This is a genomic window from Halorubrum sp. CBA1229, assembly GCF_003721435.2.
In the GTDB taxonomy this organism is placed as follows: Archaea; Halobacteriota; Halobacteria; order Halobacteriales; family Haloferacaceae; genus Halorubrum.
This window is the reverse complement of the sequence record NZ_CP054585.1, coordinates 710,245-730,051: the sequence shown is the minus strand read 5'-3', so window position 1 is coordinate 730,051 and position 19,807 is coordinate 710,245. Positions and strand designations below refer to the sequence as shown.

Annotated in this window: 19 protein-coding genes; 6 read left to right on the top strand and 13 right to left on the bottom strand. The window is 72.1% G+C overall.

Annotated features, from left to right (window positions below; translation table 11 throughout):
- The first annotated feature begins 73 nt into the window (after positions 1-73).
- From Hrr1229_RS03630 to Hrr1229_RS03620, 3 genes are all read left to right on the top strand, one after another.
- On the top strand, positions 74-1,771 hold the full coding sequence (locus Hrr1229_RS03630) for a cytochrome P450 (RefSeq protein ID WP_176329346.1): 1,698 nt from the start codon (positions 74-76) through the stop codon (positions 1,769-1,771).
- Positions 1,772-1,826: 55 nt separating this feature from the next.
- The gene (locus Hrr1229_RS03625) at positions 1,827-2,924 is read left to right on the top strand and encodes a polymer-forming cytoskeletal protein (RefSeq protein ID WP_123114149.1); all 1,098 of its coding nucleotides are present in this window, start codon (positions 1,827-1,829) and stop codon (positions 2,922-2,924) included.
- 93 nt (positions 2,925-3,017) lie between these two features.
- Positions 3,018-3,923: a dihydrodipicolinate synthase family protein gene (locus Hrr1229_RS03620; RefSeq protein WP_123114150.1), complete on the top strand. Its 906-nt coding sequence runs from the start codon at positions 3,018-3,020 to the stop codon at positions 3,921-3,923.
- 29 nt (positions 3,924-3,952) lie between these two features.
- Here Hrr1229_RS03620 and Hrr1229_RS03615 read toward each other — a convergent pair whose 3' ends face one another.
- Positions 3,953-4,762, bottom strand: a complete 810-nt coding sequence (locus Hrr1229_RS03615) for a YkgJ family cysteine cluster protein (protein WP_123114151.1) — start codon at positions 4,760-4,762, stop codon at positions 3,953-3,955.
- A 137-nt stretch (positions 4,763-4,899) separates the two neighbouring features.
- On the opposite strand from Hrr1229_RS03615, the gene Hrr1229_RS03610 reads away from it, so the two are divergent.
- Complete coding sequence (locus Hrr1229_RS03610; RefSeq protein ID WP_123114931.1) at positions 4,900-5,346, top strand: DUF5788 family protein; 447 nt, start codon at positions 4,900-4,902, stop codon at positions 5,344-5,346.
- A gap of 45 nt (positions 5,347-5,391) precedes the next feature.
- On the opposite strand, the gene Hrr1229_RS03605 is transcribed toward Hrr1229_RS03610, so the two are convergent.
- From Hrr1229_RS03605 to Hrr1229_RS03580, 6 genes are all read right to left on the bottom strand, one after another.
- The gene (locus Hrr1229_RS03605; RefSeq protein ID WP_123114152.1) at positions 5,392-6,441 is read right to left on the bottom strand and encodes a hypothetical protein; all 1,050 of its coding nucleotides are present in this window, start codon (positions 6,439-6,441) and stop codon (positions 5,392-5,394) included.
- Between the two features lie 67 nt (positions 6,442-6,508).
- Positions 6,509-6,979: a Rieske (2Fe-2S) protein gene (locus Hrr1229_RS03600; RefSeq protein ID WP_123114153.1), complete on the bottom strand. Its 471-nt coding sequence runs from the start codon at positions 6,977-6,979 to the stop codon at positions 6,509-6,511.
- Between the two features lie 518 nt (positions 6,980-7,497).
- Positions 7,498-8,403 (bottom strand): aminotransferase class IV, encoded by a 906-nt coding sequence (locus Hrr1229_RS03595; RefSeq protein WP_123114154.1) that lies wholly within the window; start codon positions 8,401-8,403, stop codon positions 7,498-7,500.
- Positions 8,396-9,046 (bottom strand): aminodeoxychorismate/anthranilate synthase component II, encoded by a 651-nt coding sequence (locus tag Hrr1229_RS03590; protein WP_123114155.1) that lies wholly within the window; start codon positions 9,044-9,046, stop codon positions 8,396-8,398. The genes Hrr1229_RS03595 and Hrr1229_RS03590 overlap by 8 nt, the downstream gene beginning before the upstream one ends.
- A complete protein-coding gene (locus Hrr1229_RS03585) occupies positions 9,039-10,805 on the bottom strand; it encodes an anthranilate synthase component I family protein (RefSeq protein WP_123114156.1) in 1,767 nt (588 codons plus the stop codon). The genes Hrr1229_RS03590 and Hrr1229_RS03585 overlap by 8 nt, the downstream gene beginning before the upstream one ends.
- A gap of 71 nt (positions 10,806-10,876) precedes the next feature.
- Positions 10,877-11,572: a helix-hairpin-helix domain-containing protein gene (locus tag Hrr1229_RS03580; RefSeq protein WP_123114157.1), complete on the bottom strand. Its 696-nt coding sequence runs from the start codon at positions 11,570-11,572 to the stop codon at positions 10,877-10,879.
- Between the two features lie 184 nt (positions 11,573-11,756).
- Here Hrr1229_RS03580 and Hrr1229_RS03575 point away from each other — a divergent pair, with 184 nt between their 5' ends.
- Positions 11,757-12,215: a transporter gene (locus Hrr1229_RS03575; protein WP_123114158.1), complete on the top strand. Its 459-nt coding sequence runs from the start codon at positions 11,757-11,759 to the stop codon at positions 12,213-12,215.
- A gap of 29 nt (positions 12,216-12,244) precedes the next feature.
- Here Hrr1229_RS03575 and Hrr1229_RS03570 read toward each other — a convergent pair whose 3' ends face one another.
- From Hrr1229_RS03570 to sppA, 3 genes are all read right to left on the bottom strand, one after another.
- Positions 12,245-13,069 carry a shikimate dehydrogenase gene (locus Hrr1229_RS03570; protein ID WP_123114159.1) on the bottom strand — a complete coding sequence of 275 codons (825 nt, stop codon included), beginning with the start codon at positions 13,067-13,069 and terminating at the stop codon, positions 12,245-12,247.
- 134 nt (positions 13,070-13,203) lie between these two features.
- Positions 13,204-14,331, bottom strand: coding sequence for a DUF373 family protein (locus Hrr1229_RS03565; RefSeq protein WP_123114160.1), 1,128 nt, complete (start codon positions 14,329-14,331; stop codon positions 13,204-13,206).
- A gap of 94 nt (positions 14,332-14,425) precedes the next feature.
- Complete coding sequence (sppA, locus tag Hrr1229_RS03560; RefSeq protein ID WP_123114161.1) at positions 14,426-15,361, bottom strand: signal peptide peptidase SppA; 936 nt, start codon at positions 15,359-15,361, stop codon at positions 14,426-14,428.
- A 240-nt stretch (positions 15,362-15,601) separates the two neighbouring features.
- On the opposite strand from sppA, the gene Hrr1229_RS03555 reads away from it, so the two are divergent.
- Positions 15,602-17,131, top strand: coding sequence for a solute carrier family 23 protein (locus Hrr1229_RS03555; RefSeq protein ID WP_123114162.1), 1,530 nt, complete (start codon positions 15,602-15,604; stop codon positions 17,129-17,131).
- 141 nt (positions 17,132-17,272) lie between these two features.
- Here Hrr1229_RS03555 and Hrr1229_RS03550 read toward each other — a convergent pair whose 3' ends face one another.
- The 3 genes from Hrr1229_RS03550 to Hrr1229_RS03540 all read right to left on the bottom strand — a co-directional run bounded on the left by Hrr1229_RS03550 (position 17,273) and on the right by Hrr1229_RS03540 (position 19,736).
- Positions 17,273-18,196: a coiled-coil protein gene (locus tag Hrr1229_RS03550; RefSeq protein WP_123114163.1), complete on the bottom strand. Its 924-nt coding sequence runs from the start codon at positions 18,194-18,196 to the stop codon at positions 17,273-17,275.
- A gap of 302 nt (positions 18,197-18,498) precedes the next feature.
- Positions 18,499-19,188, bottom strand: coding sequence for a 2,5-diamino-6-(ribosylamino)-4(3H)-pyrimidinone 5'-phosphate reductase (locus Hrr1229_RS03545; protein ID WP_123114164.1), 690 nt, complete (start codon positions 19,186-19,188; stop codon positions 18,499-18,501).
- 41 nt (positions 19,189-19,229) lie between these two features.
- Positions 19,230-19,736, bottom strand: a complete 507-nt coding sequence (locus Hrr1229_RS03540) for a PUA domain-containing protein (RefSeq protein WP_123114165.1) — start codon at positions 19,734-19,736, stop codon at positions 19,230-19,232.
- Positions 19,737-19,807: the final 71 nt, after the last annotated feature.

The following is a 19,807-nucleotide window of genomic DNA, read 5'->3' as shown; positions in this document are numbered from 1 at the left end:
ACCGCTTGACATTTAAAAATACACGGATGAATCCGTGCGAAACGTCAGCGGTTCGCCGCGTCGATCGATCCGTATGGGCGAGACGACACGATCCGCCGGCGACGTCTCGGACGGTACCGATGCGACTTCTCCCGGCGACGCCTCGGACAGTACCGACGCGACCGACGGCGCCGAAACGGGTGTCGCGCCTCCCGACCCCGGCGGGCTCCCGGTCCTCGGAAACGTTCACGAGCTCGCGCGCGACGCGCTCGGGTTCTACGAACGCCGGGCCGCCGAACACGGCGGCGTCGTCCGGTACAACGTGTTCGGCACGGAGAGTTACCTCGTGACCGATCCCGACGCGATCGCGTCGATCCTCGTCGAGGACCACGACCGGTTCGTGAAAGGAGAGATGCCCCGCGAGCGGCTCGGCGGCCTCCTCGGTGACGGGCTGTTCCTCGCCGAGGGGGAGGCGTGGCGCGAGCAGCGGACGGCGATGCGGTCGGCGTTCTTCCGCGAACGGGTGGCCGCGTACGGGGACGCGATGGTCGAGCACGCCCGCCGGACGGCGGCCTCGTGGGACGACGGCGACGTCGTCGACGTCCACGGCGCCGCGACCGACTACGCGTTCGCCGTCCTCGCCGAGAGCCTGCTCGGGAGCGACGTCGAGCGCGAGCGCGACACCGTCCGGGTGGCCGCCGAGAGCGTCACGGAGCGGTTCGACACGGGCCGGATCGCCTCCTTCCTCCCGGCGTGGCTCCCGCTCCCGACGAACCGGCGCTACCGGCGGCGGCTCGGAGCGCTCCGGGAGACGGTCCGCGACCTCGTCGCCGAGCGCCGCGCGGCCGGCCCGCCCGCGGACCCGGGCGCCGCGGACGACCTCCTCGGTACGCTCGTCGCGGCCGCGGAGCTCGGGGCGATCGACGACGACCAGCTCGTCGACAACGCGGTGACGTTCCTGTTCGCCGGCCACGAGACGAGCGCGCTCGGACTGACGTACACGCTCTACTGTCTCGCCCGGCGCCCCGAGTTCCAAGAGCGGGTCCACGCGGAGGTCTCGGCGCTCGACGCCGACCCGACGCCGGCGGACGTCCGGGAATGCCCGGCGCTGACCGCGGCGGTGGACGAGGCGCTCCGGCTGTACCCGCCCGTCCACTCCTTCTTCAGAGAGCCGACCGAGCCGGTGACCCTCGGCGGCTACCGCGTCCCGGCCGGCGTCGTGCTCACGCTCTCGCCGTGGGCGGTCCACCGCGACGAGCGGTGGTGGGACGACCCCGAAACGTATCGCCCCGAGCGGTGGCTCCGGGAGGTCGGCGGCGGCGAGGCCGCCAGCGATGGGCGTGACAGCGACGAGGCCGACGCTACTGAGACCGTTCGCGGCGACGAGGGCGCCGGCCCGGCGGTCGGCGACCGCCCCGAGTACGCCTACTTCCCGTTCGGCGGCGGCCCACGCCACTGTATCGGGATGCGCTTCGCGAGACAGGAGCTCCGGCTCGCGACCGCGACGCTGCTCCGGCGACTGCGGTTCGAACCGGTGACGACGGAGCTGTCGCTGCGGGCGAGCGCGAACACGCGACCGACGCACCCGGTGCGACTGCGCGTCCACGTGAGAGAGGGGCGGGACGCGGCCGCCCGGCGTGGCGACGGGTCACGGAGCGTCGACTCCAGAGACGGACGCGCCGATCACGGAGCCGGACGCGCCGATCACGGAGCCGGACGCGCCGATCACGGAGACGGACGCGCCGATCGCGACGCTCGAAACGGCGCTCGCCCGCCGTCGGCTCGGGACTGACCCTCGCTACCGAACACCACATAGCTATATGTCATTCAAAGATAGTTCTTCCGCCATGGACTCGCCCTCCGACGCGGTTCGTCGTCGTCGTATCGCCCTCGCCCTCGCGTTCGCCGCGCTCCTCTTCCCGCTCGCGACGGGGGTCGCAACGGCTCAGTCGGTCCAAGGCGCCTCCGGAACGGTCGTCGTTGACGAAGGGGAGACGGTCGACGGGATCGAGGGCGTCGCCGGAACGGTCGTCGTCCGCGGTACCGTCGACGGCGACCTCTCCGGCGCGGCCGGGTCGATCCGTATCGCCGAGACCGGTCGCGTCGCCGGCGACGTGCGTGCGGCCGCCGGGACGATCGTCGTCGACGGCGCGGTCGGCGGGAGCGTCGAGGCCGGCGCCGGCGCGTTCGAGCTGACCGAGGCCGGTCGGATCGACGGCTCGCTCGACGTCGGCGCGGGCTCGATAACCGTCGACGGCGCGGTCGGCGGGGACGTTCGCGCGGCCGCCGACTCGGTCGTCCTCGGCCCGAACGCGGACGTTGGCGGGGAGTTCCGGTACGACGCCGAGACGTTCTCCGAGAGCCCGGACGCGACCGTCGCCGGCGGCGTCGTCGAGGACGACAGCCTCGGCGGCGACACCGGAGTCGCGTTCGGCTCCGACCTCGCGCCGTCGTGGGTCGGATCCGCGTACGGGGTCGCCGTCAACCTCGCGCTGGGCGCCGTGCTCCTGCTCGCCTTCCCCCGCTTCTCGCGCGACGTCGCCGACCGCGTCGGCGGCGACGCGCTCCGCAGCGGCGGCGTGGGGCTGCTCGCGCTGATCGGGACTCCGATCCTCCTCGTCCTCGTGGCGGTCACGATCGTCGGGATCCCGCTCGCGCTCGTCGGGGTCGCGGCGTACGTCGTCGCGATCTGGGTCGCCTCCGTGTACGGTCGGTACGCCCTCGGGTCGTGGGTCCTGGGGCGGGTCGGCCGGCCGAACCGGTGGGTCGCGCTCCTTCTCGGCGTCCTCGGCGTCGCCGTGATCGCCCTCGTTCCGTGGATCGGCGGTCTCGTCGACTTCGTCGTGCTCCTGCTCGGACTCGGTGCGCTCGCGCTCGGGGTGCGCGACCGGTACCGAGGCGGCTCCGGAGCGGTCTCCGAACGAGAGGCCGTCGGCGCGGACTGATCCCGGTGCTCGGGAACGGTCCCGCCGCGTCCGCTTCCGGCAACCGACGCCATGGGACCAAGACCTTTCTCGCCCCCCGCCGAACCGGGGACCATGCGCGATATCGAGTTCCAGTACGGAGCCGTCTCGCCCCCGATCGTGACCCCCTTCGACGCCGACGGCGACGTCGACGCCGAGGCGCTCGCTGCCCACGTCGAGACGCTCGTCGACGCCGGCCTCGACGGGATGGTCCCCTGCGGCACCACGGGGGAGTTCGCCAGCCTCACCGACGCGGAGCGGCGGACCGTCGTCGAGACGACGGTCGAGGCGGCCGACGGCCGAGTCCCCGTGATCGCGGGCGCCGCGGACACGACCGTCTCGGGCGTCCTCGACCGGCTCCGGGCCGCGGACGAGGCCGGCGCGGACGCGGGGCTGGTCACCCTCCCGTACTACCACAACTCGACGGCGCCGGCGGGACAGCGGGCCTTCCTCGACGCGGTCGCCGACGAGACGCCCCTCCCCCTCTTCCTCTACGACATCCCGTCGACGGTCGGCGAGCCCATCGACCCGGACGTCCTCGCCGCCGTGGCCGAGCGCGAGGCGATCGTCGGGCTGAAGGACACCAGCGCCGACATCTCGGCGGTTGACGTCGCCGTCGACCGCACCCCCGACGAGTTCACCGTCTTCCAGGGCGTCGACGCCTTGCTGTACCCGAGCGCGTCGCTCGGCGTCGACGGCGGGATCCACGCGCTCTCGCAGGTGCTGCCGGAGGTCTTCGTCGCCCTCGGCGAGGCGCTCCGCGCGGGCGACGACGACCGCGCGTTGGCGCTCCACCGCCGGGCGATCACCCCGCTGTTCGACCGGTGCGGTGACCACGGGTTCGCGCCCGTCGCGAAGGTCGCGGCGGCGCACCGTGGGTTCATTCCGGATCCGAAGGTCCGGCCACCGCTCACGCTCCCGGACGAGGCGGCGCGCGAGGCGATCGCCGCCGACGTCGACGCGGCGCTGGACGTCGTCTGAAGGCGGTCGCCCGGCGACGGGCCCCGCGCTCAGGCCCCGTCGACCGGCGTCCCGTCGGCCTCCTTCGGCCCCTCCGAGTCGAAGACGACGACGTCGCCGTCGGCGCGCTCGCCGGCCGCCGGGTCGTAGCCGTCGCGCACGCCGATCGCCTCCTCCAGCTCGCGGACCGCGCGCTCCTTGAGCGACGCGGCGAGCGCCTCGGCGTCCTCGCGGGAGATGTCGCGGCCGAGCCCCTCGCACTCGTGGGCGCGGACGATTCCCGACTCGTCGACCGCCTCGCCCATCGGCTGGCTCGTCCCCTCCAAGGCGACGCTGAACGGGTACGTCCGACAGATGAGCGGTCGGGAGTCGTGGACCGCGCAGGCCCCCTGCCCGTCCGACTCCTCGTAGAAGGTGCAGTCGCCGCAGTCGTCGGTCGCGAGCGCCCACTCGAACGTCTCGCCGGCCGGCTCGCCGTCGTCGCCCTCGGAGAGCCCGAACGGCATCGGGCGGGCCACGTCGCGCCAGTCGTACGACTCGCCGTAGCGCTCCTCAGCCGCGGCGGCGACCTCGCGGACCTCGTCCGGGAAGACGGTGGCCGTGTGGGGCTCGCGGTCTGCGGGGTCGGCGTCGCCGCCGTGACATCCGGCGTCGCTCTCGTCGCCCCCGCCGCTCTCGTCGCCGGCGTCGCTCTCGCCGACTCCCTCCCCGTCCGGCGCGCCGCCGGGTTCGTCGGGCGCGTAGCCGGTACAGCAGCCGCCGCAGCGCGTGCACTCGAAGCCCATCGCCTCGATGGCGTCGGCGAGGTCGGCGACGGCGAGCCCGCGGGCCCGCGAGCGCTCGGCTTCGAGCGGTTCCATGGGGGTCGCTTGCGGCGCGGTCGGGTTAACCTCGTCCCTTCGCGGGGTGCGTGGGGCGTGACGCGGGAGGGTGACACGGGGTGCGACTCCCCTCCGCGCCGAAGGAGCGAAGTGCGACCGCCCCCTACGTGTCGGGCGTGAAGGAGTACGAGCGGAAGGGGCTCTTAGAACGGGTGAGCCGCGAGGGTGCGACGGTGGGCGCGGACATCCCCGAGGAGATCGAGGTCCAGGGGGAGGAGATCGACCTCCGGTCGTTCGTCTTCGAGATCAAGCGGCGCGACTCGGTCCCGCCCGGCGAGCGCGACCGCGTCGAGCGGGCGAAGCGGAACCTCCGCCGGGAGCGGCTCGAGCGGCTCGAACTCATCGAGGAGAACGAGGTGAGCTACGAGCGCGGCGAGGAGCTCGCGGCGTCGATCATCGGCATCGACCGCGCGCTAGAGGCGCTGGAGGGGCTCGACGCCCCGGACCCGGAGACGGAGGCACAGCGCCAGAAGGCCGCCGACCGCAAGCGCTGGATGAGCTTCTTAAAAAAGGCGCTCGGACGCGACGACGCCGGCGGGGCGAGCGGCCGCACGCGGTTCTGACGGGGGCAGTCGCGCCTGGCCGCACCGGGCAGTCGATGACTCTCGTTAGGGGGCATCGCCGTCGGGGGATTTGAATCGGAGCCGATAGTCGTAGTACCGGTTCCCGTAGCGGATCCGCTCCGACCCGGACTCGGACCACCCCGCGTCCTTCCGAACGTTGCCGTCGAGGTACGGCCGCTCGTGAAACGCTCGGAGCACCTCCGCGTACCCGTCCGAGTACGGGTGCGTCTCCTCGTATCCGCCGTATCTGGCGGCCTCGATAACCTCTCGCGCGTCGGCCGAGAGGTCGTCGTCGCCGAGCCGCGCGCCGACCGTGTGCGCTCGGAGGATCGCCTCCATCCGCTCCGGCGACTCCGCCACCGGCTCGGCGACGGCGCGGTACACGCGCTCGTGGAACCGTTCGCGGGCGACCTCGACTCGGTAGACGGTCCCGCGGTACGCGACGCGGTCCGGGCCGTCCGCCGCGAGCAGGTCGCTCGCGTCGACCGCCTCCTCGTCGCGGTAGACGTAGCCGCCGCGCTCCACCAGGCCGACCGGAACGCCCCCCGGGTTCCCCCGCGCCCGCGCCGAAAAGTGCGCGATCTCGACGGCGCGGCGGTCGCCCCCGGGGAGCGCCTCCCGCTCGACGGCCTCGGTTCCGTCACCGGCGTCGCTCTCGCTCCCGGTGCCGGTCTCCTCACCGCTGTCGGCCTCGTCGACCTCGAACAGCCGGAGCACGGGGCGAGTCGCTTCCGCCTCGTCGACGACGACGGACCCCGGCCGGTAGTACGTGCCCTCGTGGACGGCGTACGTCGGGTGGTCGGTCGCGGACGGGAACGGCTTCCGGTACTGTGTGGTGTACCGCTCCCCGTCGCGAGCGGCCGCGAACGCCGCCGCGTCCCACCGCGGACCCGCTTCCGCGGGATCGACCACGGCGGTGTCTCGGAGCGTCTCTCCGGCGTCCTCGAGCGTGAGCGCCAGGACGCGGTCGTCGCCGTCGCCGTCGTCCGCGGGGCCGCCGGTTACGGATCCGTCGAGACAGCCGGCGACCGCGCCCGCCGCCGCGACGAGACCGCCGGCGAGCAGCCGGCGTCGGGAGGGGTTCGAATCGGTCATACGCGGCGTTCGTCGGCCCTATATAAATGCGCCGTCGTTACCCAAAGAGCCGTTTTGGTCTCCGGGTTCAGTTCCCGGTGAAGTCGATCCGCGAGTCGCCGCTGTCGCCGTCGCGGTTGGAGTGGCCGAGCCGGACGAACTCGTAGGCGTCGTCGGCGAGGTAGACGCCGTCGCCGTCGACGGTCACGTCGACGCCCTCCAGTACGGCGCCCTCGCAGGGGCCGAAGTTGCAGTAGCCGCCGTCGGCCTCGAACGTCGCGCCGTGCTTCTGGCAGAACACCTCGCCGTTGCGGACGAACGCCCCGTCGTCCTTGTCGAGGCGCACGTCGGTCCAGTGCTGGCAGTAGTTGCGGAACGCGCGCACCTCGCCGGCCGCCCGGGTGAGGATCGCTTCCGCCTCGGGCGCCCCGTCCTCGGACTCGCCCACGTCGCCATCGCCCTCGTCGACCGCCTCGGCGTCGACGGGCCGCAGCGTCACGAGCAGCGTGCTGTCCTCGGGAATCTCGTCGACGGCGGCGATCCGACGGTCCGCGTTCATATATTTTCGTGGCCTGCGCCGGGCTTGAACGCTGTGATAGCGGCTGGGACCGGGCTCGAACGTCGGGTGTTGCCGAGCGGTGACCCACAGAGAGCACCCCCGAAGCTCCAACCAATCGCTTATAAATGATTGATACTGGATCGACGGCGAACGCCTCCAAAGCCCCAGCCGCGAGGTCGCCGCACGCTCGCTGCGCTCCTCAGTCGCTCACTCCGTTCGCTCCCTGCGGTGCTTGCGTCGCCTGCGCCGACCTCGCGGCTGCCCCTTTGAGTCCCTCCCGCACGGCGCCGCCGGAAGACGTTCCTGCTCGCTTCGCTGCGCGGGCTGCGACTTCCGTGCTCCCGCTCGCTTCGCTCGCGGGACCGCAACCGCGCCTCACGCCTCCCCAGCCTCGTCGCTGGCACCCTCCGCTTCGCTTCGGGAGCCAGCGACTCCCTCGCGCGGCGCTCCTCGCGCCCTGTCGGGCGCTCGGAGGCGCGCGCCGACCGCATCTTTATTTATAAACGAATGTCGTCGACTCACAGCCGCTCGCCGTCGTAGTACCGCTCCTCCGCGCGCCGGTCGAACAGCCGGGAGATGAGGGTCGTCAGGGGCCCCTCGACGCCGTCGCCGTCCCCGTCGACCGCGAGGCCGTCGACCGTCTCGACGGGCCGGACCTCCCACGTCGAGTTGGTGAGGAACACCTCGTCGGCTTCGCGGACCGCGTCCGGCGCGTACGTGCCCTCCTCCACCGGAATCCCCTCCTCCTCGGCGATCTCGATCACGGTCCGGCGGGTGACGCCCGGGAGGATCGGGCCGTCGAGCGAGGGCGTCTTGAGGGCGGTCCCGTCGGCGAAGAAGACGTTCGCGGTCGCGCCCTCGGCCACGTTGCCGTCGGCGTCGAGCATGAGCGCCTCGTCGGCGCCGGTGACCCTGAGTTCGAGGCGGGCGAGGATCCCGTTGAGGTAGTTGTGCGTCTTCGCGTCGGCCGGGAGCGCCCGCGAGGTCGGCTTTCGGGTCTTCGTCGTCTGGAGCGCGGCCGGCCCGTCGTGGACCGGCTCCGAGTCGACGCCGCCCCGCGGGAGCGGCTTGGCGATGACGACGACGGTCGGGTCGACCTCCGGTTTCGGGTCGAGCGTGCCGGGCTGGACCCCGCGGGTGACCGAGAGCTTCACGTAGGCGTCCCCGAGGCCGTTCGCGGCGAGCGTCTCGTCGATCCGGCCTTTCAGGGCCTCGTCCGCGATCCCGTGGTCGAGCCCGAGCGTCTCGCAGGTGTCGGCGAGCCGCGCCGCGTGGTCCTCCCAGCGGAAGACGTCGCCGCCGTACGCGCGCATCGTCTCGAAGGCGGCGTCGCCGTAGGCGAACCCGCGGTCCTCGACCGAGACGGTCGCCTCGCTGGCGGGCACGACCTCGCCGTCGACGTGGTATCGAAGTTCCTCACTCATGCGTCTCGCACACCTCCACGAAGTTCGCCACCATCGCCTTCCCCCGCGGCGTGAGGATGCTCTCGGGGTGGAACTGCACGCCGATATGCGGCCGCTCGCGGTGCCGAACGCCCATCACGACCTCCCGCTCGTCCTCGGTGCGGGCCGTCTCGACGAGATCGTCCGGGAGGTCGCCTCGCTCGACGCACAGCGAGTGGTACCGCCCGACTCGGAGCCGGTCCGGGAGCCCGGCGAACACGCCCGACCCGTCGTGGGCGATCGTCGACGGCTTCCCGTGGACGACCTCCGGGGCGTGGCCGACCCGGCCCCCGCGGTTCGCGCACAACGCCTGGTGGCCGAGACACACCCCGAGGACGGGGATCGCGAGGTCGAAGGCGGCCGTCGAGACGCCCGCCTCGGCCGGGGTGCCCGGCCCCGGCGAGACGACGACGCCGTCGGGGTCGAGCGCGCGGATCCCGTCGAGGTCGACCGCGTCGTTGCGGCGGACCGCGACCGCGCCGGCGACCTCCCCCACGTACTGGACGAGGTTGTACGCGAACGAGTCGTAGTTGTCGACGACGAGCACCCGGGCGTCCGAATCGCCGACGCCCGGTCGCCAGCCGGCGTCGGCGGGGTCGTCGCAGGGAGACGACGAGTCAGTCATCGCTCGCCTCCCCCTCCGGGTCGCTCGCGCTCTCGTGTCCGTTCACCGCCATCTCGCCGGCCGCGAGCGCCTCGTCGATGGCCGTCACCAGCGCGCGGGCCTTCGCGAGCGTCTCCTCGTACTCCGCGTCGGGCTCGGAGTCGTGGACGATCCCGGCGCCGACGCGCAGGTGGTACTCCGCGGCGCGGCGCACCAGCGTCCGGATGACGATGTTCAGGGTCGCCCGGCCGTCGAAGCCGGCGGCGAGCATCGAGCCGGTGTACGGGCCGCGACGCGTCTCCTCCAACTCGTCGATGATCTCCATCGTCCGCGGCTTCGGCGCGCCCGTGATGGTCCCGCCGGGGAAACACGCCGCGACCGCGTCGGCGACCCCCACGTCCGGGCGCGCCTCACCCTCGACGACGCTCACGAGGTGCATCACCTCGCTGTACCGGTCCACGCGGCGGTACTCCGCGACGTCGACCGTGCCGAACCGGGAGACCTTCCCGAGGTCGTTGCGCTCTAAGTCGACGAGCATCGCGTGTTCGGCGCGCTCCTTGGCGTCGTCGGTCAGCTCTGCCTCCAGCGTCGCGTCGTCCTCCGCGGTCGCCCCGCGCGGCCGCGTCCCGGCGATGGGCTCGGTCACGAGGCGGGCGCCGCGGTCGGGGTCGTCGGTCGGGACGCGCTCCAACAGGAGCTCCGGGCTCGCGCTCACGAGGTCGACGCCGGCGGGGGCGCTCGACGCGTCGTCCCCGCCTCCGGCGCCCACGCTCCCGCCGACTCCGCCGTCCCCGCCGTCCCCTCGCGAGAACTCGATCAGCCCGGAGTACGGCGCCGGGTTCACGCCCCGGAGCGCGTCGTACGCCTCGACCGGGTGGACCGCGGCCGGGGCCCGCAGGCGCTGCGAGACGTTCGCCTGGAAGGTGTCGCCGTCGCGGACGTACCCCTTCACCCGCCGGACCGCCTCGGCGTACCCCTCGCGGCCGACGTCGCTCTCGAAGGACGCCGTCGACGCCTCGGGGTCGGGCGCCGGCCCGACCGCCGGGTCGCCCGTTTCGATCCGGTCGATCAGCTCGCCGGCTCGCTTCGCCCCTTCGTCGAACAGCGCGTCGAGGGCATCGCGGTCGGCGGTCGGGTCGTCGAGCCCCGCGGGGACGCGGGGGCAAGCGGTCACGCGGAGGGTGACGGGCGGCGCCGCGTCCGCGGCCTCGGCGTCGCCGCCGTCGTCGACCGGACACTTCCACGCCGCGATCCGGTCGAAGACGCCGATCTGGAGCCGTGGGAGCCCGCGGTCGTCGACCGCGCCGGGCCCCGCCGGCGCGGTCGCGGGAAACGACTCTAGCTCGCGGGCGACGTCGTAGGAAAGCCAGCCGAACGCGCCGCAGGGATACGGGACCTCGCAGTCGCCCCGCACGAGGATCTCCCCGTCGAGGAGCCCTTGGAGTGCCGCGAGCGTCGGACTCGGTCGGCGGTAGTCGCCGGTCGGGCTCTCGCCGTCGGCGTCCGAGCCGTCGGCCGACCCGTCTCCGCCCCGCTCCGCGACGACCGCCTCGTCCGAGGCGGTCAGCCGCTCGACCGGGTCGACGCCGAAGTAGCCCCAGCCGGCCTGTCCGCCGGTGGTCTCGTAGCAGAACCCGCCGGGGCCGTCGCGGGCCCGGCGGTAGGCGGCGAAGGGGTCGTCGACGGCCACACGGCGCTCGACCGGGACGCGGGCCCCAGCGGGCGCCGCGGCGGCGACCTCGCGGAAGCGGTCCCGGTCGGTGTGTGGCGATCGCTGCATGTGACTCGGTTCGGCGGGCGCGACGAAACAGTTGCGGTCGGCGGTGCCAGAAACGGTCGCGGTCGGCGGTGTCAGAACTCCTTCGCTCGGTCGATCCACGTCGCGGCGCGCTTCTCGCCGACGCTGGCGCCCTCAGCGACCGCCTCGGGGTCGGCGGCCGCGAGGTCCTCGACGCTGCCGATGCCGATCTCGGCGAGCCGCTCGGCGTAGGCCGGGCCGATCCCCTTGAGCTCCTCGACGTCCGTGCCCGTCTCGCTGTCGGTCTCGACCTCCTCGTCGGCGATCCCCGCGGCCTCCGCCGGCTCCGCCGCCTCGGACGGCTCCTCGGCACCCTCGTCGTCATCGACCAGTGACTCGGTCGAGGCCGCCGCCTCGGTCTCGGCGGCGGCCGGGTCGTCCTCGGCGGATTCCTCATCGGTGGCGGATTCCTCGTCCTCGGGAGACTCCTCGTCGGTGGCGGATTTCTCGCCCGCGCCCGTCTCGATGTCGTCGTCCGCCATCTCCTCGTGGGCCATCCCCGCGGCCTCCGCCGGCTCGGCCGCCTCGGCCGGGTCCTCGTCGGCGCCCTCCTCGTCGACCAGCGACTCGGTCGAGGCCGCCGCCTCGGTCCCGGCGGCGGCGGGCTCCGCCTCCTCGCGGTCGTCGGTCCCGGCGTCCGCGTCGGCCGCCGGATCGCTCTCGACGGTCACTTCCGTGTCCGTTTCGTCGCGTTCGGCGGAACCGGTCCCGAACCCGAGTTTCTCCTTGATCTTCTGCAGTAGGGCCATCGACGTGGTATACGCCCGTGGGATATTTAAAAGCCCTCGCCGTCGGCCGCTCTCGCTTTCCCTGTCGTCGCCGCTGACTCGGTATCCGCGGTCGCCGCGGGCCGACCTCGCCGCTCCTCTCGTCCCGATCCCCGGACGGCTCCGTCTCGCCGATGTATAAGGTGCGTCAGTCCCTTCGACGGATATGGACGTCATCAACCCGGTCATGTGGTCGGTCCATGTCGGCTTCGCGGTCCTCTGGACCGGCAGCGTGTTATTCGTCACCCTCGCCGTGCTCCCGTCGGCGCTCCGCGGCGACGTCGACGGCGACGCCCTCGGCGCGATCGTCGGCCGGCTCCGGTGGATCACGCGGATCGCCGCCCTCGCCTTCCTCGCCTCCGGCGGCCACATGGCCGGGACGCTGTACACGTTCGAGTCGCTCACCGGGACCGGCCGCGGCCACCTCGTCCTGACGATGATCGCGCTCTGGTTCCTGATCACCGGGCTCGTCGAGGTCGCGAGCGGGAAGCTGACCGACGGGCTCGACGCCGGGAAGCTCCGCGAGCCCGCCCGCGACGCGAAGCCGTTCCTTTACGCCGCCGCCGGCCTCTCCGTGGCGCTCGTCGTCACCGCCGGGCTGCTGGCGACGCCCGGGCTTATTTAAAAAGGCCGAACCGCACCGGTCGTCCGCTCTTACTCCAACTCCGCCCGCAGTGCCGCGTTCATCGCGTCGACGGGCGCCTCTCGCCCGGTCCAGATCTCGAACGCCTCGACGCCCTGGAACAGCAGCATCCACGCGCCGTCGACCGTCGTCGCGCCCGCGTCGGCCGCCTCCCGCAGGAGGCGCGTCTCGATCGGCGCGTACACCGCGTCGAGCACCGCGAGGTCGCCGTGGAGGTGGTCCGCGGGCACCGGCGTCTCGTCGGGCGCCTCCATGCCGACGCTGGTCGCGTTGACCAGCACATCTGCGCCCGCGATGCGGTCGCCGAGGTCGTCGAGGCCGCCGCCGGTCGCCCCCCGGACCGCCTCGGCCAGCGAGACGGCGCGCTCGGCGGTGCGGTTCGCCACGTGGACGTTCGCGCCGGCGTCGGCCAGCGCGAACGCCGCGGCCCGCCCCGCGCCGCCGGCGCCAACGACGACCGCCTCCCGGCCGTCCAGTTCCACGTCGTGGCGCGCGAAGGCGCGTTTCACGCCGGCCGCGTCGGTGTTGTAGCCGCGGGGGCGGTCGGCCTCGCCGGCGCGCACCGGGCCGAAGTCGACCGTGTTGACCGCGCCGATGCGCTCCGCGAGGGGGGCGGCGTCGACCGCGTCGAGGACGTCGCGCTTGAACGGCACCGTGACGTTGAGCCCGGCCACGCCGAGGTCGGCGGCGCCCGCGACCGCCGCGGCCGCCGCGTCGGCGTCCGGCTCGAAGGTGACGTAGCGCGCGTCGATCTCGAGCGCCTCGTAGCCGGCCTCGTGGAGCGGCGGCGACAGCGAGTGCTCGACGGGGTTCCCGATCAGTCCGTACACGTCCATGAGCGCTCACGCGGGCGCGACCGACAAAAGGGGCGTGGTCGACGTGAGGAGACCACGGGACCAGGGCGTGGTCGACGTGAGGAGACCACGGGGAGAGCGCGGTCGACGCGGGGAGACCGCGTCGCTCCTTGCGCTCACTCCCCGTCCGTCTCCCGGTCCGCGTCGATGACGTCCTCCAGCGTCTCCGTCCCCACGTCGCTCGCGAGCTTGACGCCGACGAGGGAGACGACGATCCCCGCGACGATGAACCCCGCGAGCCGCTGGACGGGGGTTACCCCGACGCCGATCGGGTCGAACGGCTCGATCACCGCCTCCTGCGCGAGGAAGTAGCCCGCGAACCCGCGGACGACGAGCGAGACGGCGACGATGACGAACGGGAGGTTGAGGTAGGGGGTCCGGATCCCCTCGTCGCGGATCAGCTCGTCGAGGAGCCGGCCCACGGCCGCGGTCACGCCCGCGACCGCGAACCACGGGACGGCGGTGTAGGTGAACTCCATCGCCTCCACGAGGCGGGGCGCGCTCCCGAGATCCGAGGCCGCCAGCACGCCGAAGAACCCGCCGACGAGTGCGAGCCCGGCGGCGACGACGTACGTGACGATCGACACCTGGCCGGCGTACAGCGCCTCCCGGATCCGCTCGGGCATCCCGGCGACGAACCGGTCGATCGCGAGTCCTTTATAAAGGAGCGCCGCGCCGAGCAGCCCGGCGACGCCGGCGACCGCCTCGGCGGCGGAGAACCAGTAGAACAGCGCCGGCAGCAGCAGCAGGGCGACCCCGAACGGGACCAGGATCGTCGACCGGAGCTGCTCGTCGGCGAGGAACTGCTTGAGAAGGTAGTAGGTCGACTCGATGTCGCGGGCCTGCCGGACGACGACGCGGTCGACGGAGTCGACCGGGATCCGCGACTCCACGATCGGGAGCACCTGCTCGTCCTCGGCGGAGTCGACGACGACGATCGCGGCGCGGGGGTCGTACCGGTCCACGAGGTCGTCGAGCTGGGCCGCGATCGACCGGTCGGCGCCGACGGCGGTGTCGCTCTCGGCCGAGACGACGGCGACGACCGCCTCCTCGCGCTCGTCGCGGAGGTCGCGGGCGACCCGCAGCGACTCGAGCAGACAGTTGACGCTGGCGTCTTCCGGGTCGCTGAGCCCGGCGTCGGTGACGAGCGAGCGGACCGCCTCCCAGCCGGCGACCGGCATCGGGACGTTCGTGGCCCGCCCGATCGCCCCGGAGCGGTCGATGCAGATGACCAGCGTCGTCACGCCTCGACTCTCGCTCCGCCCGAATAAAAAGCTCCCCGTCGGCGAGGGGTTCACCGGGGCCGATCCCCGGCCGGTCGCCGATGTCGCCCCTCGCCTACCGCAGCTCGACGTCGACCTCGCCGCCCTCGCTCGTGAAGGCGCTCGCGACGCCGCTGCCGGCGGCGAACGCGACGCGCTCCGCGCCGAGGCCGAGCCGCTCCGCGATCCCCCGATCGGGCGTGAACTCGCGGACCTCCGGCTCCGCGCCGATCAGCCGTTCGAGCCGGTCCTCGACGTCGTCCTCGGTGCCGAGCTCGTCGACGAGCCCGATCTCGGCCGCGTCGGTGCCGAGGTAGACCCTCGCCTCCGTCTCTCGGATCGCCTCCGGATCCATGTCGCGCCCCTCGCTGACGGTCTCGACGAACTGGTCGTAGTAGCCGTCGATGATCCCCTGGAGGTACTCCCGCTCGTCCTCCTCGATCTCGCGCAGCGGCACGCCGGCGTCCTTGTACTCGCCGGCGGTGAACTGCTCGTAGGAGATCCCGAGCTTGTCCGCGAGCCCGGCCGCGTTCGGCCGGGAGCCGACGACGCCGATCGAGCCGACGAGGCTCGCGTCGCGCGCCCACAGCTCGTCGCAGCCGCTCGCGATCCAGTAGCCGCCGGACGCGCAGGTGTCGGTCGCGTACGCGACCGTGGGGCCGTCGAAGTCGGCCGCCGCGCGCCGGATGTCGTCGCTCGGGAGCACCTCGCCGCCGGGCGTGTTGAGCTCGACGACGAGCGCCTCGACGTCCTCGTCCTCGTCGGCCGCCTCGATCTGCTCGACCACGTCGTCGGCCGTCGTGCCGCCCGGTCCCGACAGCGGGGACGGGCGGCCGGTGTCGCGGGTGATCGGTCCCGAGACCGTCACCTTCCCGACGTTGTACTCCTCGGTCTCGCCGAACCGACCGCGGGTGAGTCGGCCGAGGAGTCGCTTGCCCGCCACCGTCGCCGTCGCGCCGACCACGGCGGCCGCGAGGAGGGTCCGTCCGTCCGTACGCGCGTCGCTCTCCATACCGCCGGTTGGGGGCGCGGCCGTTTATATATGCTGTCGGCCGTCGCCGACGGCAGATGGACCGCACACGCCGCCGGGACCCCGTCGCCCGTCACTCCGTCGCAACGCTTCGACTCGCAGGCGGCTCACCGCTCGCTCCCCCGATCCGACTCCGGCCCGGAACGGGGCGCCCGAACTCCGCCGTCCGACGCCCTCCAAAGGCTGCGTTTTTGTGGCCTTACGCTGATTGACGCCACAGGGATGGCAGGGAACGAGGACGAGGACGCGTTCGTTCAGTACGGCATCGACGACAAACCCCCGCTCGGGAAGTCGCTTCTCCTCGGCGCTCAACATTATCTCACGATGGTGGGCGCGAACATCGCCGTGCCGCTTCTTCTCGCCGGCGCGATGGGGATGCCCGACGCGGTCATTCCGCGTTTCGTCGGCACGTTCTTCGTCGTGTCGGGGATCGCGACGCTCGCGCAGACGACGTTCGGGAACCGCTATCCGATCGTGCAGGGAGCGCCGTTCTCGATGCTCGCGCCCGCGCTCGCGGTCATCGGCGTCGTGACGGCGAACCCGCCGGAGGGCATCGTCGCCTGGCGGGCGGCGCTGCTCCAACTCCAAGGCGCGATCATCGTCGCCGCGCTCGCCGAGGTCGCGATCGGCTACCTCGGCCTCGTCGGCCGGCTGCGAAGGCACCTCTCGCCGGTCGTCATCGTGCCGGTCATCGTGCTCATCGGCCTGTCGCTGTTCAACGCGCCCGAGATCACCACGACGACGCAGAACTGGTGGCTCCTCGGTCTGACGCTGTTCATGATCGTCCTGTTCTCGCAGTACCTCGGGGGGAAATCGCAGATCTTCCAGCTGTTTCCGGTCCTCCTCGGGATCGTCGTCGCGTGGATATTCGCCGCGGCTCTGTCGGTCCTCGGCGTCTTCGGACCGGACACGCCCGGATACGTCGATCTGGCGAGCGTCGCCGCGGCCGACCCGGTCCACTTCATCTACCCGCTCCAGTGGGGCGTTCCGAACGTGACGGCCGCGTTCGTCGTCGGTATGCTCGCCGGCGTCGCCGCCTCCATCGTCGAATCCATCGGCGATTACCACGCGGTCGCCCGCCTCTCTGGCATGGGCGCTCCCAGCAGCGAACGGATGACCCACGGCATCGGCATGGAGGGACTCATGAACGTCTTCTCCGGGGTGATGGGCACCGGCGGGTCGACCTCGTACTCCGAGAACGTCGGCGCCATCGGCCTCACCGGCGTGGCCTCGCGGTACGTCGTCCAGATCGGCGCCGCGCTCATGATCCTCGTCGGGTTCGTCGGCTACTTCGGACAGCTCGTCGCCACTATTCCGAGCCCGATCATCGGCGGCCTCTACGTCGCCATGTTCGCCCAGATCGTCGGCGTCGGCCTCTCGAACCTCAAGTACGTGGACCTCGACTCGTCGCGTAACATCTTCATCATCGGGATCGCGCTCTTCTCCGGGCTGGCCGTCCCGGAGTACCTGCGGAGCGTCGGGAGCGCGAACGCCCTGCAACAGGGACTGGCCGACAGCTTCCTGCTCGGTCCCCTCCTCGGTGCCGACGTCGTCGCGAACACCATCTACGTCATCGGGTCGACGGGCATGGCGGTGGGGGGGCTCGTCGCGTTCCTCCTCGACAACTCGATCGCGGGGACGGCCGCGGAACGCGGACTCACCGCGTGGGAGGAGGCGACCGAAGCCGACGCGGAGTTCACGTCGGCGTACGACCGCTTCGTCTCCGAGGAGGAACCGGCCCGCAACGACTGAGCGCTCTCGGAGCGGGTCTCTCGAACGGGAGTCGATGCGACCCGCTCGCGATACGCGACTGGCGTCTCTGACCGTCGGCCTCGTGCCGAGCCGAGGCTCGGCGCGTCGCGAAAGATCCGCAGAAACGTCGGTTCGACCGAACTACAGCAGGCCGGTCTTCTGGAGCTTCATCAGGTCCTCGGTGTCGAGCGTCTCGCCCTCCTTGAACTTCTGGTAGATCTCCTCGGCCTCCTCCTTCTCCTCCTCGCGCTTCTCCGCGCGCTCGTCCTTGCGCTCGCGCTCCTCCTCCTTGTCGAGCTCGCGCAGGCGCTTCTGGACGCGCACGAAGTCTTCGTGGTGCTGGTCGGCAGCCTCCTGGGCCTCCACGAACAGCTCGTGCATCTCGTCGGCCTCGTCGCGGATGTCGTCGGCCTCGCGGTAGGCCTCGATCATCTGGTTGTGGTGCTCCTGGGCCTTGTCGGCGAGCTCAGTCACCTTCTGGTGGTGCTGGGACGCCTCGGACCGGACCTCCTCGGCCTCCTCGACCAGCTCGTCGAGCTCGCTGGTGTCGTCGACCTTCTCCTTCTTCTCGGCGAGCTTCTCTCGCTTCTCGTCGATCTTCTCGATGAGCTCGCGCTCGTCCTCCGCGTCGAGAACCTCGGTCTGCTGTCGGAACTCGAGGTCTTCGATCTCCTCTTTGAGCTCCTCGATGGACTTGCCGGAGCCGAGCTCCATGTCCTGTTTGAGCTCCTCGACCTCGTCGAACAGCTCGTTGGCCTCGGCGTTGAGCTCGTTGCGCTTGTCCTTGTGCTCCTGGACCTGCTCGTTGAGCTCGTCGCGCTTCTCGCGGTGTTCCTGGGCCTCGTCGACCTTCTCCCGCGTCTTCGCGTTGAGGTCGTCGCGCTTGGAGGCGCGCTCGGAGGCCATCTGGTTCAGCTCGTTGCGTCGGTCTCGCAGCTGACCGGCGCGCTTGATGAGCTGTCCCTTCGACCCGTTCTCGAGGTCGTCCTCGGAAAGGTCCACGTTGTCCGCCTCGTCCATCGGTTCGATCTCGTACTGCTCGATGACTTCGTCTTTCGTTACCATTTTTTATCTCTCCATCACCGCTCCGGGGGTGGCAGTCGCTCGCCGTCGTGCGTCGGGCCGTTCACAAGAGCTCCCGTTCATTTCAGCGTGCGATCCCACCAGCGCCGGAGGCGTTCTGGTACCAGAACATACCACTAGCCGACATATAAAGACTTCGGTGAATCGGGTGTAACCCGGTAGCACGGGCCGTATACCCGCCGATCCGTGGCGAACGATCACACACCCCTCGTCATTTATGAAACGTCCGGCAGGGGAGTCGGACGGGGTCGCCGAGGGCCTCTCACGCGTCGCCGTCGCGGATCTCACGACGCGTCGCCGTCGCGGACCTCGTACGAGAGCACGACCCCGTCGTCGAGCCGCTCGGTGTCGACCAGATCGAGCCGCGGGAACGCCTCCGTGAACCCCTCGCCGTCGGCGAGCGTCGGCGCCTCGCGCCCGCCGATCACCATCGAGCCGACGTAGACGTGGAGTTCGTCGACGAGCCCCGCGGCGAAACACGAGTAGATCACCTCGCCGCCCCCCTCGACCATCAGGCGGTCGACGCCGCGGTCGGACAGCTCGGTGACCCCGGCGGCGAGGTCGACGTGATTCCCGTCGGGCCCGCGCTCGACCGCGACGACTTCCGCGCCGGCCGCGGTCAGCGCCTCGCGACGCTCCGCGGTCGTCGCTTCCGAGACGAGCAGATACGTCGTCGCCGCGTCGTCGAGGATCCGGGCGTCGGTCGGCGTCCGCCCCGCCGAGTCGACGACGACGCGGGCGGGATTCCCGGAGCGGCCGTTCCGCAGGCGCTGGACGCGGCGGTCCTCCTCGTCGAGCGTGAGGTGCGGGTCGTCGGCGAGCACCGTCCCGACGCCCACGAGCACCGCGTCCGCGGCGGCCCTGACGCGGTCGACCCGGTCGAAGTCCTCCGGGCCCGAGATGCGGAGCTGCTCCCGGCGCCGCGTCGCGAGCTTCCCGTCGACGCTCTGGGCGGCGTTGACGACGACGTGCATACGCGCCCGTCTCGCGGGCGGGAAATGATCGTTTCGGTCGACTACTCCGCGTCGCCGACCCCGTTCCGCACCTTGACGGCGACGCCGCTCGCGAACGCCTCGGCCTCCGCGCCGGAGAGCTCCGCGCGGCCGACAGCGAACAGCGCGTCCGTCTCATCGACGACGAGCACCTCGTCGCCGGGGCGAATCCCGTCGTCGGCCGCGGTCACGAACTTCGCGAAGGCGTTTCGCCCCTCGCGCACGAACGGCTCGCTCTCCTCGCCGACGACGACCCGGTGCCGCGGCGGGTCGAACGCCTCGCGCACCCGCCGGCCGCCGGCGACGCCGAGCGTGAACCGCCCGTCGGTGCCGTACGAGACGAGGCGGTCTCCCTCGGAGCTGCCGGGCGTGTCGTCGACGTCGCCGACGATCACCTGTCGCGGGCGGCCGCCGCTCGATCGCCGGAGGGTCAGCGGCTCGTCGGGGGGGAAGAGGGCGCGGCCCGCGCCGGCGCCGAACTGGTAGTCGGCGCCGGTCCGCAGGTCCGCGAGCGCGTCGGCGTCGGTCATACCCGCACTGTCCCGGCCACGCGCAAAGCCGTTACGAACGCGGCCGCGGCCCTCGGCCGGAGCGTATCGTC

Bases quoted from the DNA above. Each gene is read 5' to 3' on its own strand.
- Hrr1229_RS03550 (WP_123114163.1), bottom strand. From the start codon at position 18,196: ATGGTAACGAAAGACGAAGTCATCGAGCAGTACGAGATCGAACCGATG.
- sppA (WP_123114161.1), bottom strand. From the start codon at position 15,361: ATGGAGAGCGACGCGCGTACGGACGGACGGACCCTCCTCGCGGCCGCC.
- Hrr1229_RS03580 (WP_123114157.1), bottom strand. From the start codon at position 11,572: ATGGCCCTACTGCAGAAGATCAAGGAGAAACTCGGGTTCGGGACCGGT.
- Hrr1229_RS03625 (WP_123114149.1), top strand. From the start codon at position 1,827: ATGGACTCGCCCTCCGACGCGGTTCGTCGTCGTCGTATCGCCCTCGCC.
- Hrr1229_RS03555 (WP_123114162.1), top strand. From the start codon at position 15,602: ATGGCAGGGAACGAGGACGAGGACGCGTTCGTTCAGTACGGCATCGAC.
- Hrr1229_RS03590 (WP_123114155.1), bottom strand. From the start codon at position 9,046: ATGACTGACTCGTCGTCTCCCTGCGACGACCCCGCCGACGCCGGCTGG.
- Hrr1229_RS03570 (WP_123114159.1), bottom strand. From the start codon at position 13,069: ATGGACGTGTACGGACTGATCGGGAACCCCGTCGAGCACTCGCTGTCG.
- Hrr1229_RS03620 (WP_123114150.1), top strand. From the start codon at position 3,018: ATGCGCGATATCGAGTTCCAGTACGGAGCCGTCTCGCCCCCGATCGTG.
- Hrr1229_RS03540 (WP_123114165.1), bottom strand. From the start codon at position 19,736: ATGACCGACGCCGACGCGCTCGCGGACCTGCGGACCGGCGCCGACTAC.
- Hrr1229_RS03575 (WP_123114158.1), top strand. From the start codon at position 11,757: ATGGACGTCATCAACCCGGTCATGTGGTCGGTCCATGTCGGCTTCGCG.
- Hrr1229_RS03615 (WP_123114151.1), bottom strand. From the start codon at position 4,762: ATGGAACCGCTCGAAGCCGAGCGCTCGCGGGCCCGCGGGCTCGCCGTC.
- Hrr1229_RS03630 (WP_176329346.1), top strand. From the start codon at position 74: ATGGGCGAGACGACACGATCCGCCGGCGACGTCTCGGACGGTACCGAT.
- Hrr1229_RS03585 (WP_123114156.1), bottom strand. From the start codon at position 10,805: ATGCAGCGATCGCCACACACCGACCGGGACCGCTTCCGCGAGGTCGCC.
- Hrr1229_RS03600 (WP_123114153.1), bottom strand. From the start codon at position 6,979: ATGAACGCGGACCGTCGGATCGCCGCCGTCGACGAGATTCCCGAGGAC.
- Hrr1229_RS03595 (WP_123114154.1), bottom strand. From the start codon at position 8,403: ATGAGTGAGGAACTTCGATACCACGTCGACGGCGAGGTCGTGCCCGCC.
- Hrr1229_RS03545 (WP_123114164.1), bottom strand. From the start codon at position 19,188: ATGCACGTCGTCGTCAACGCCGCCCAGAGCGTCGACGGGAAGCTCGCG.
- Hrr1229_RS03605 (WP_123114152.1), bottom strand. From the start codon at position 6,441: ATGACCGATTCGAACCCCTCCCGACGCCGGCTGCTCGCCGGCGGTCTC.